General features: G+C 34.5%; 9 protein-coding genes and 1 other annotated feature (1 of these 10 running past the window's edge). Of the genes, 2 read left to right on the top strand and 7 right to left on the bottom strand.

What is annotated here, in order from left to right; translation table 11 throughout:
• Positions 1-263 (top strand): IS3 family transposase (locus tag L866_RS0103670; protein WP_025729269.1); only part of this gene is annotated, 263 nt, incomplete at its 5' end.
• A 132-nt stretch (positions 264-395) separates the two neighbouring features.
• Here L866_RS0103670 and pip read toward each other — a convergent pair.
• The 6 genes from pip to L866_RS0103640 all read right to left on the bottom strand — a co-directional run bounded on the left by pip (position 396) and on the right by L866_RS0103640 (position 9,017).
• Positions 396-1,352, bottom strand: coding sequence for a prolyl aminopeptidase (pip, locus tag L866_RS0103665; RefSeq protein WP_025729267.1), 957 nt, complete (start codon positions 1,350-1,352; stop codon positions 396-398).
• Between the two features lie 24 nt (positions 1,353-1,376).
• Positions 1,377-2,321: a 3'-5' exoribonuclease YhaM family protein gene (locus L866_RS0103660; protein WP_025729265.1), complete on the bottom strand. Its 945-nt coding sequence runs from the start codon at positions 2,319-2,321 to the stop codon at positions 1,377-1,379.
• A 12-nt stretch (positions 2,322-2,333) separates the two neighbouring features.
• Positions 2,334-5,066 (bottom strand): ATP-binding protein, encoded by a 2,733-nt coding sequence (locus L866_RS0103655; protein ID WP_025729263.1) that lies wholly within the window; start codon positions 5,064-5,066, stop codon positions 2,334-2,336.
• Complete coding sequence (locus L866_RS08510) at positions 5,050-6,285, bottom strand: metallophosphoesterase family protein (RefSeq protein WP_051452855.1); 1,236 nt, start codon at positions 6,283-6,285, stop codon at positions 5,050-5,052. The genes L866_RS0103655 and L866_RS08510 overlap by 17 nt, the downstream gene beginning before the upstream one ends.
• A 126-nt stretch (positions 6,286-6,411) precedes the next feature.
• Entirely contained in the window at positions 6,412-6,774 is a 363-nt protein-coding gene (locus L866_RS0103645; protein ID WP_025729259.1) for a YlbF/YmcA family competence regulator, read from the bottom strand.
• A gap of 101 nt (positions 6,775-6,875) precedes the next feature.
• Complete coding sequence (locus L866_RS0103640; RefSeq protein ID WP_025729257.1) at positions 6,876-9,017, bottom strand: transglycosylase domain-containing protein; 2,142 nt, start codon at positions 9,015-9,017, stop codon at positions 6,876-6,878.
• Positions 9,018-9,291: 274 nt separating this feature from the next.
• Between L866_RS0103640 and L866_RS0103635 the strand changes: the two genes are divergently transcribed.
• Positions 9,292-9,999, top strand: a complete 708-nt coding sequence (locus L866_RS0103635; protein ID WP_025729255.1) for a Crp/Fnr family transcriptional regulator — start codon at positions 9,292-9,294, stop codon at positions 9,997-9,999.
• 235 nt (positions 10,000-10,234) lie between these two features.
• Here the strand turns inward: L866_RS0103635 and argS are convergent, their stop codons facing one another.
• A complete protein-coding gene (gene argS, locus L866_RS0103630) occupies positions 10,235-11,926 on the bottom strand; it encodes an arginine--tRNA ligase (protein WP_025729253.1) in 1,692 nt (563 codons plus the stop codon).
• A 59-nt stretch (positions 11,927-11,985) separates the two neighbouring features.
• Positions 11,986-12,012: a binding site (T-box leader), on the bottom strand; it runs 213 nt beyond the window's last position.

Raw genomic sequence — 12,012 nt, 5'->3', positions numbered from 1 at the left:
ATAGTGATCGTGGTTACCAATACACCTCTCATGCATTCGCTCAATTTATTAAGGATCACCAAGCCATTCAAAGTATGTCACGTGTAGGAAAATGTATCGATAATGGGCCAATGGAGAACTTTTTTGGCATTCTTAAATCAGAATTATATTATTTAAATAAATATGATGCGTTTGAAAGTTTAAAGAAAGATATTGATCAATATATTCATTTTTTTAACACTAAACGAATCACATTAAAGATGGGTTTAGCTATTCCAGCATAAAAAAACACCTATGGATGAAAAACCATAGGTGCATAAAATTTATTTTTTTACCTGTCTACTTGACAGGGAGCAGTTCACATTCACAATGTGAATGATTTGAGTCTTTTTTTGTTTAACTTGAACTTTATTCCTTTAAACGAAATAATTTTTAGCATGTTCTGCAAAGCGAACTAACTCTTTCAAAATATTCGGTTCTGCCTGTGAATGTCCAGATGCATCTGCAAAAATTAACTCTGCATGTGGCAGTGCTTGGAATAAATCCCAAGCACCACTTGGCCTACAATCAACATCATATCGTCCATGAACAATATGAATCGGCACATCTTTTAAAACATGTACACGATTTAATAAATAATTATCATCCTCGACAAAACAATTATGAACAAAATAATGACATTCTAAAGTTGCAAGTGCGATACCTTGACGAACAGTTTCTCCAGTCCATTTTTCCATGGGTTGTGGCAGTAAAGTTGTAATGCCACTTTCCCACTCAAACCAAGCTCGCGCAGCATTTTCTCTAACATTGGCATCATCACTTGTTAACAATTCATAATAAGCGGGAATAATTGCATCTCGCTTCTCTTTGGTAATTGGTTCTACAAATTTTTTGAATAATTCAGGATAGAAATAACTGCTACCTTCTTGAAATAACCAATCATTATCTGAAGGTCTGCCTAAAAATACACCTCGCAAAATCAATCCTATTATTTGTTGTGGATATTTAATCGCATAATGTAAAGCAAGTGTTGTCCCCCAACTACCTCCCATAACTAGCCACTGATCAATACCTAACTGTCTTCGGATTTGTTCCATATCATCTACTAAATGATGCGTGGTATTCTCTTCTAAGCTAGCAAAAGGGGTACTTTTACCACAGCCTCTTTGGTCAAATTGAATGATACGATAAAAAGTAGGATCAAAAAATTGTCGACTCATTGGATTCGATCGACTGCCTGGACCACCATGTAAAACGATAACCGGTTTGCCATTTGGATTACCTGATTCCTCAACATAGATGGTATGCACATCTGATACAGGCAATTGATGAATTTGATAGGGTTCTATTACTGGGTATAATGATTGCTTCATTGCACATCACTTCTCTTTTCTCTCTTATTTTAAAGGCTTGTAAAATGCACGATTATCTAATCCAAATATTCTTGGCGAATATTCGCCTGCTGGTGTTTTATCAAGTGCACTTTGCAACATATTCATCGTCGCATCCAACATGTCTAATTGATGAAGGACTTCTGCTTCCATGATTTGCGGACGAACGGGAGAGCCATATTCTAATTTGCCATGATGACTTAAGATCATATGTTTTAACAAAATTACTGATTCATTAGCTTGGTCAATATCTAATTCTTGACATGCGGTTGCAATCATTTCATCGACAATAACAATATGTCCTAATAGATTGCCCGCTAATGTATATTCTGTCCCGACCGCACCTGATAATTCAATCGTTTTGCCAATATCATGTAAAATTGCTCCAGCGTACAACAATGACGGATTTAATTGATCATACTGTTCAATTAAATGTTCCGCTATTTTTAAAATTGAAATCGTATGAAATCCTAATCCTCCTGAAAATGCATGATGATGTCTTTTGGCTGCAGGAAACGTGAAAAAATCAGAAGTGGTTTGATTTAAAATGTTTCGAACAATTCGATTGATTGCACCATCTGTTATTTTAAATAAGTAATATTGTAATGCATCACTCATCTCATCTTTTGTCATTGGCGCACTTTCCATATAAAGCGATGGATCATTGTTAGGATCAGTGTCTTCTAAGACGAACAATTTTTCAATTCGTACTTGCGGCTGACTATTAAAAATTTCTCGTCTTCCTATTAAATGAACAACACGTCCTGTTTGATATCGCTCAATTTCTTCTGGGGTGGCACTCCAATATTTACCATCCATCGCTCCCGAACGATCTTGAAATGTAAAAGCAATAAAGGGATTGCCATTTTTTGCTGTTCGAATATCCGCTTGCTTAATTAATACAGTTGTATCAATTGTTTCATTTACTTCGTACGCATATAATTTTTTCACGATATATCTCCTTTATAGTCTAGTAATTGCTACCGATTCATGTGATTCTTTCCAATCCATAATTGAGTGATCAAATGTAAATATAATCACTTGACGAGAATGGCTTACTTGCTTCAATATGTCATAAGTACGATGTCGTCGATCAAAATCAAAATTAATAAAAGCATCATCAACTACAAGCGGTAATCTTAAATGGACGGCCGTTTGTTCAATAAAAGCTAATCGAATCGACAAATACAACTGTTCTAATGTACCTGTTGATAAATTCACTAATTTTAACCACTCGTTATCTCTTGTTTTAACTTCTATATTTTTCTGGCCACTACGAATTGACACGTAACGTCCATCCGTTAATCGACTAAAGTATTGAGCCGCACACTCAAACACTTGATTTAAATCACTACCAATCGTTGCTGATAAAACGCGTTGTAGCCATACACTCCCTATTCGTCTACTTCCCCACGAAATAAGTTGTTCATATAACTGAGCCTTCAATTGTTCAAGATTTAATAATTCTGTCTCATATGAACCTAACCTGCTCAGATGTGTTAACTTCGCTTCCACTTGTGCTAATTGATTCGTTAGATGGTTCAATTCATGGATGGCCTTTGCTAAATCCTTCTCAACTTGAATCAATCGTTCGTCTAGTGCTTTCCAGTCAACTTGTTCTAAACGTTCCATGTAATCTTTTAGTAACGATGTTAAACGATCACGTTCAATAATCGCTAATTGACGAGCTTGTTCTCGATTGACATGTGCTAATAAATCTTCCCAATGCGTTTGATTAATTTGACGAAGCCACATTTTCTTTTGTTCATCCATTTTCTCTAACTGGGCTTTCACCTGTAGTTGTTTATCTGTAAAGTATTTTAATTGACGCTGTCTTTCATCAATTAATTGACTTAATTGTTCTTGTTCCTTTAATAAGCTTTCGATGGATTCTTGTACACTTTCTTTTGTATCTAATTGTCCCTCTTGATAAGTACTCAATCGTTGGTTCATCCGCTTTAACCATTGTTCTTCTTTTACTTCTTCAACTTTTAACGATTGCTCTAATTCTTCTTTATGTACATTAGCAATAATCAAATTCTCAAATCCATTTGACTTTATAAATTGATCCCAGTCTTGAATCAACCCGCTAAAACGCGATTGTATCGCCCAGTCATTCAGCTGTTGATTTAATGTTTCATCCCTTTGATTAATTGTTTCTTGCTCTGTCATTAATTGTTTGAATTCATGATTCAATTGTTCTAAACGTTCTTTTTTAAATACTAATGGATGATTCTTTTTCTCGTCCTGATTTGTTTTTCTCTTAGTTAATGCCCATGCCCCTACAAGTAAACATCCACCTAAAATGATACTTAACATACGTGCATTACTTTGCATAGTCCAACCCACTATGATAGCCAAAATCCCTCCAATACCTGTTGCCCCAATAAAAAGACCTTCATATAGGTTAATTGATTGCGAACGATTTGTTAGGTTCGTTTGTTCATTATCTAATTCATTTTGTATTTGTTGTTGTTCATTACGTAGTTTATTCATTAAAATGGTTAATGTTTGCCGTCGTTGCTCAATTTCATTTTGCTGGTGAACTAATTGTTTGAGATAACTACGCTCATCTGGTGATAAAGGTTGCCGTAAATGATGTAAACGATTCACATCTTTAACTTGTCCTAAATGATAATTTTGAACAAGACTTGTTATCCGCTGATGAAGGTCATTAAGTTGATGACGCTTCAACTCATTTTGTTGGCGTATCTTCAATTGCTCCTTCGTTTCATTTAGCCATTCATTTAATTGAACTAATGAATGGGTTAGTTGGCTTTCTCTCTCAAAAATATCTTGATGCAATTCAATTTGCATGAGTTCTTGATTCATTTGATTAATTTGATCTTCCAATGCATGATAACGAGTAGTATAAGTAATCATCTGCTCAACCTCTTCTTTTGAGAATGGACTAGCTAATTGATTAGCTATTTCGTGATACTGTAAATACTCCTCATATAATGCTTGTCGCTCTTTTAATTGTTGACTCAATTGCTGTTCTTGTCGTAATTGTTCAACACGTTGCTGTGCTTCTTGCTTTAAAGGTTGTAGCTGACTTTCTTCTTTTTCAAGAACAAAATATTCATCTTGTTGCTGTTTCAATTCATCTACTTGTTCTTTCTTTAATCGCAATTGTTCAAGCGTTTGATCGATTGGCTTTTTGCTTGAACGCAAGGTGTATAAATCACTAGCTTCTTCTTCTAAGCGTTCACTCAATTCGAATAACGCTAACGAGCCACTACCACTAAGTGTATAAAAAAGAGCATTCAATTTATCTTTTTCGATTTCAGTGAGTTGATGTAATTCATCTTGATTAAATTGAAACAATTGCTTCATATCTTGCTCATTTAAATGATTTAAATAATCAGACAACACTTTCTCAGGCAATACTTCTCCAGTCATTGATGTGACTTGAAAAGTCTGGACTTTATCTGACATCGAGCGAGCTACCCAAAAACAAAACCCCTCTTTTGCTTCAATTAACAAGCGTCCACCCATATATTTAGTTTTCTTCTCTCGATAATCCCTACGACTTTTTGCTTGCTTTGGGAATCCAAACAACATTTGACGAATAAATTCTATCAAGGTTGATTTTCCCGCTTCATTTAATCCATAAAAAATATTCATTCCTGGAGTTAGGTGGTAAACTCGCTGATTTAAAGCGCCAAAGCGCTCAATTTCAATCGTTTTTATCATCGCTATCCTCCTCTGCTAATTGCTCATCATCAATCCACTGACTTAATAAGTTAACACTCGCATCATAACTAGCTTGCCAAAAACTCGGTTGCTCCAAAATTTCTTGACCCACAATTTCTCTCACTTTTGGACTCCGCATTAGCTCTTCTAACGCTTCTCGTTGTTGATGAGGGTCATTTAATCGATGTTGAACATCCTTAAAATGTTTCTTTAAAGCATCGTTTAATAAAATTTGTTTTTCTTCAATTGCTTCTTTAATATGCAAGTGACTAATTAAATAAGGGAGCCATTGTTGTTCATAATGTGGAGTTGATCGAATAACTTCTCGAACATCAGCATCAACAGCTACTCCTAAAATTAATTCTAAGTTCACCGCATGTTCATTACCTATTTGTTCTAATTGTTGCATTACTTGGTCATTTAGTTCACCTATTGATTCTGCTTTTAAGATGGTAATTGTATGATTAATAAATTGAAATGTTGCTGTTGAATGAAAGTCAACCTGTGGCATTGCATCGGCTTTTAGAGTAACTAAATAGACACCTTTATCGCCTACTTCCTTACGATTTCTTGCTTGTAAACTACCTGAATAATAAATTGCTGGTTGAATCGATAAAGATTGTCGTTTATGAATATGCCCTAACGCCCAGTAATCGTATTGCTTTTGACTCATCTCATCAATAGTAAACGGTGCATATTTATCTTGTACTTCACTAGACGCTAAATCTCCGTGATAAAGACCGATGTGCCAGTCAACATCAGCGTCTTTGGTTGGAAATTCACTCAATTGACTCTCTTTCACCCAACGTGTAGGGTAGCTAAATCCACTAATTGCTACTCGCTCACCTTTTATGTTTTCAAATGTTTTTGTTTCAACTTGTGTGTCAAAAATGTGTACATTCGGCGACCAATTCATTACTTGTGTTGGCGATGACTCAAAATCATGATTCCCATAACTTATATATACTTGAATTCCCTTGTCTTGTAATCGTTGAAATTGATCTTTTAAAAATAAAAGTATTTGTAATGAACGTTCCTGACTATTATATAAATCTCCTGGAAAAACGATAAAATCCACTGCTTCTTGAATTGCTAAATCAATTAATCGCTTAAAAGCTTCTTGTGTGCCTATTCTAATGCGTTCTCGTAAATTAGCGCTTTGTCCTAACTCAGGACGATACTCTAAATGACAATCTGCTGCATGTAAAAAGCGTATCACCGTATCGCTCCTTTCTAAGTCTTTCATTCAATAAAATTTTTATCTCTTTTATTATACCAAAAAAGAGACAGAGTCTACTTCACTCTATCTCTTAAAAATTAATTAATTAATTCATTTTTAACTTGTTTATTCGCCTGCAGATTCGTGTTGGCTATAAACTTCTTGAACAGGCTTCATAATGATACGATTAATATCTTCCATTACTAAGCTTAATTCACGTTCAGCTTCCATTAAGTTACGAACAAATTCATTTTCTGTTGCTTTTGTCGCAATTTCTTCAGCATGTTTCATATCTGCTTCTGTAATTTCTTGACCTGTCATTTGTTTTTGTTGTAATTCAATTTGAATATTTCTAAAATCTTCGAATAACTTTTTAGCAATATCATTTTTAAAGATGGTATTAAAAGCTTCTTCTAATTTTTTGAATGCGTCTAATTCACGTAATTCACGTTCTAATTGATTAGCTGTATCATAAATATTGTTATTCATATGATTCATCTCCTTTTATATACTACTACTGTATTTATCTTGCCCATTCAGTATAACGTATCTTGATACGAGACTCAATCGTCCCGAAATTATTTATTTTATTAATCTAACCATTCGTGTAATTGGTTTCCCCATTTATTCGATTGCTCATCTAATAAAATTTTTGCTTTATTAATCCAAATATCTGCTTGTTTTTTGACTTTATCCATCGTTTGATTAATTTGATTTTCTACTTCTTGATCAATCAATCCATTAGACTCCCGCTCTACACCAAATGGCGTTTGATTCGTAACTTCAATAATATTAGCCATTTCTTGACTAAATAACGGAGAAATATTTTCTGCTGCTGAACCGAATAGGCGATGGTTTGCGGTTGTTTCATCAAACCCTAGCCACGTCGCTACGACTATATCTGGTGTGTAAGCAATCATCCATTGCGCAGCAACCCCTTCATTGTTTTCAGTTTCAGTTGTTCCTGTTTTTCCGGCCATGACATAGCCATTTTGTGCTGAAGCGCCTGTTCCATAATCACTATATACATTCAACATCATTTGGGTCATCGTTTGTGCAACTTTAGGGGTTGTCACTTTATATGTAGTTGGCCGTTTATTAGATACAATGACTTTGCCACTTGCATCTACAATTTGACGAATAAAGAATCCTTTTGACCGGATGCCCTGATTAGCAAACGTTGTATAAGCACTTGCCATCATCATCGGTGATACACCTTTTGTCATTCCACCTAAAGCTAAACCTAAATATTTGTCATCTTTAGTCGTTTTAATACCAAATTGTTTTAATTTATTAATTCCTTTATCTAACCCTACTTTATCCATCAACCAAACAGCTGGGGCATTCCAACTCATTTGTAATGCTTCTGTCATCGTCACCTGTCCTTGATAGGCATGATTCCAATTTTCCGGCGTATATTGATCTGAACCGTAAGATAGTTTTTCATCTTTTAGTAAATCTTCAGGCGTATAACCTGCTTCTAATGCCGGGGTATACACCACTAAAGGTTTTAACGTGGAAGCTGGCGCAACACGCATTTGTGTCGCTCGGTTGAATCCTCGAAAAACATGTTCTCCATCTTCATTTCTTCCACCAAATAATGCGCGAACTCCTCCAGTTGAAGGATCCATGGCAATTGAGGCGCTTTGAACCACTGTTCCGTCATCTGCATCAGGAAAGTTGTTGTGTCGATAGGCAGCATCCATTTGCATTTGCATCGTCTGATCTAATGTCGTATAAATACGATAGCCACGTTCCATTATCTCTTCTTCTGTTAATCCATATTCATAAATCGCTTCATTAATCACCGCATCAAAATAATCAGGGTAACGATAGTCTTGCGGCGCTTGATAATTGTTGACTAAATTAAATCCTTCTCCAGCAGCTTGGGTTGCTTCTTCTGAAGATATAGCGCCGTTACTTTCCATTACGGTCAAAACGGTGTTACGTCGATTAATCGCTCGATCGTAATCATCGACCGGATTGTATATTGATGGTCCTTTCAACATCCCTGTTAATGTTGCTGATTCACTTAAAGATAACTCACTTGCATTTTTTCCAAAATAACGTTCACTTGCATCTTGGATACCATATACTCCATTACCAAAGTATGCATGATTTAAATACATTTCCAAAATTTCATTTTTAGTATAAATTCGTTCAATTTCTAATGCTAAAAATAACTCTTTAATCTTACGACTGAATGTTTGATCTAATGTCAAATATGCATTTTTAGCTAATTGCTGGGTAATCGTACTTCCACCACCGCCAATTCGTCCAAAGTGAATAATATAGCTAACGGCAGCACGACCAATTCCTTTTAAATCAAATCCATGATGTTCATAAAATCGCTTATCTTCTGTTGATACAACCGCTTTTTGCATAACAGGACTAATTGATTCTAGCGGAACAAACGTCCCCTTATTTCGACTCACTGTCCCCGCTTCATCACCATCTTTATCAAAAATAATTGTTTCTTGTGCTAACCCTTGTTTTAAAGTACTGACATCGCTTGTTTTAGCCAGAAACACTAAATACGTACTACCTGCTAAAATAATCCATAAACCGATTAAAATAATCACTTTATTCATTCGGTATTTGCGCCAAAAATTTAAAACTTTTCTATGTGTTTTTTCATACCAATACATAAATTTTTCGTTTTTCTTTAACAATTGAAATGGTATACTCAACCAATTTAATAGTGTAGAAAAGAATTCTTTTAATTGATTCAACGTCTTGCCTCCTTGAACACTCAATCCATCTTCAGTATTTACTTTTTATTTTATGCTCATTTTTATTTCATTACATCCAACTTTTAGCCGATATATCATTACAAGAGTATCTTGATTACAACTATTGTATCCTGTTTTTTCACAAAAGTTATAATCTATACACGAGTTTCTTTAATATTTGATTAATCTTTATCGATTTCACAAAAATTATGATAAAATATGTGTGCATATTCTATCATAATTACTTGAAATTCGTAGAAAGGATTGGTTTAATTTGAGGCGTCATCAAAAAACAAAAGCAGAATTTATGGACGACTTCTTAAATGATCCCTTATTCTCAAATTTAACCCTTGAAGAAAAAAACGCCTTAAAAAAATATAGTTACGTTCGAAGTTACGATAAAGGTCAAATTTTATTCTACGACGGTGACGAACGAACACGTCTATATTATTTAGGTGAAGGATTAATTCGTCTAGAAAATGATGATCCATCAGCTAGCTTTTCTTACATTGACTATGTTAGTGAAGGAAAATTTTTCCCTTATGGTGGATTATTTAGTGATAAATATTACCGTTACTCTGCCTACGCGTTAACAGCAATTTCTGTTGTTTATATTCCTGCTAAAGAATTTGAGAGCATTATTTTAAATAACAAAGATGCTTTAGTCGATATGTATACACATCTCTCTGATGTTCTAAGCTACCACGAATTACGTGTAAGAAATAGTAATACATCAAGCGCCACCGACCGAGTCATTCAATCGTTAGCCATTTGGTCACGCGATATCGGTCAACTTCATCCAAACAGAACGATTCGAATTCCTTACCCTTTAACTATTACTGAGCTAGGCAGAATGAGTGGAACATCTCGAGAAACTGCCGGTACCATTATTAAACAATTAAAGCAAGAAGGCCGTATTGAATATGCTTCTAAATTTTTAACATACATTGATTTAGAATATTTTGAATCGTTTCTTAATTAATATTTTAAAGCAATCATGCATTATTAAGATTCATACTTCTTTTATTTTTATAAGTCTTTATTTATTTTTATAACATTTTTAATGTTTGAACATATACAAAAAGGCGCTATCCAAAATAGGATAGCGTCTTTTTTCTCATATCGAACCCTGTTTTAGGCGTTCCATGAACGCAATGACATTTTTATGGTTGTCTCCATCGCTTATTGCGCATAATGACATCTTCATCGCGAGATGATTACATTTCTTTTGGCGCTTCTACTCCTAATAATTTTAATGCATCTTTGATAATTGATGAAGTTGCTTTAACTAATACTAAACGAGCATATAACTCTTGATCTTCTACTAAAATTTTACTATTTGCATAGTATTTATTGAATGCTTGAGCTAAATTAATCACGTATTTAGCAATCACAGATGGCTCATATTGATCATGGGCACGTTTTACTGTATCTGGATAGTTTTTAATTAATTTTAGAACATCCCAACTATAATCATCACTTAATGCTAATGACTCATTAGACACATTTAAGTCTTCCGCTTTTTTCAGAATACTTTGTGTACGCGCGTGTGTATATTGTACATATGGCCCTGTTTCGCCTTCAAATTGAACCACTTCTTCTAACGAGAAGTCGAAACTGTTCATTCGATCGTTTTTCAAGTCGTGGAAGACAACTGCTCCAACCCCTACTTGTTTAGCTACTTCTTCTTTGTTTTCAAGCGTTGGATTTTTTGCTTCAATTTGTTCTTGCGCTAATGAAATTGCTTCATTTAATACTTTTTCTAATAAAACAACTTTTCCCTTACGTGTTGAAAGCTTTTTACCGCCTAATGTAATTAAGCCAAATGGAATATGGTGCATATCGTTTGACCAATCATAACCCATTTCTAATAACACTGCTTTAAGTTGTTTAAAATGATAACTTTGTTCATTTCCAACAACATATAGCACTTGGTCAAAGTTATAATTACGTTTGCGGTATAATGCTGCCGCTAAGTCACGAGTAATATATAATGTTGCACCATCACTTTTACGAATTAAAGCTGGGTTAAGATCGTATTTTTCTAGTTCAACAATATCTGCTCCACGATTTGATTTTAATAAATCTTTTTCTTGTAATTGTTCAATGATTTCATCCATTTTGTCATTGTAGAATGCTTCACCGTTATATGAATCAAAACTGATTCCTAATAAATCATAGACACGATTAAATTCACGTAATGATTCATTTTTAAACCAATCCCATAATTCTTCTGCTTCTGCGTCGCCATCTTCTAATTTTTTGAACCATAGACGTCCTTCATCTTCTAATTCTGGATGAATTTCTGCTTCAGAGTGGAATTTAACATATAGACGAAGCAGTTCAGCAATTGGATCTGCCTTCACTTCTTCTGGTGTTCCCCAAAGTTTATAAGCTACAATCAGTTTACCGAATTGTGTTCCCCAATCTCCCAAGTGGTTAATTTTTACTGGTGTATAACCTGTTTTTTCAAAAATATTAGCTAATGCATTTCCAATAACAGTTGAACGTAAGTGTCCCATTGACATTGGTTTAGCAATATTCGGACTAGACATGTCGATTGGTACATTACGCCCCCCACCAATTGTCCATGATCCGTACATTTCTCCTTCTTCCATCCATGTTGACAATACATCTTTTGTATAGTTAGCACGATCTAGTTTAAAGTTAATATAAGGGCCCATTGGTAATACTGCATCGAATGTAGATGCATCAATTTGTTCTGCTACTTCTTTAGCAATCTCCACTGGTGATTTACGTAAGGATTTAGCTAATGTAAAACATGGAAAAGCTAAATCGCCATGTTCTGTATGTTTTGGTACTTCAACTAAGCTATAAATAGCTTCCTGTGTTAAATGTTCACCTAATACTTTAAATAGAGATTCTGTCACTAATTGTTTATAATCCATTGAATTCATTCTCCTCTTATAATTTTTTAAATAAAAAAGCCTCTATAACAATTTCTTGTTATAGAGGCGCTTGAATGCACGGTACC

This window comes from Atopobacter phocae ATCC BAA-285 (assembly GCF_000526675.1).
Taxonomy (GTDB): Bacteria; Bacillota; Bacilli; order Lactobacillales; family Aerococcaceae; genus Atopobacter; species Atopobacter phocae.
Note: the sequence above shows the minus strand (reverse complement) of the source record. Positions and strands in the feature narration are given on the sequence as shown.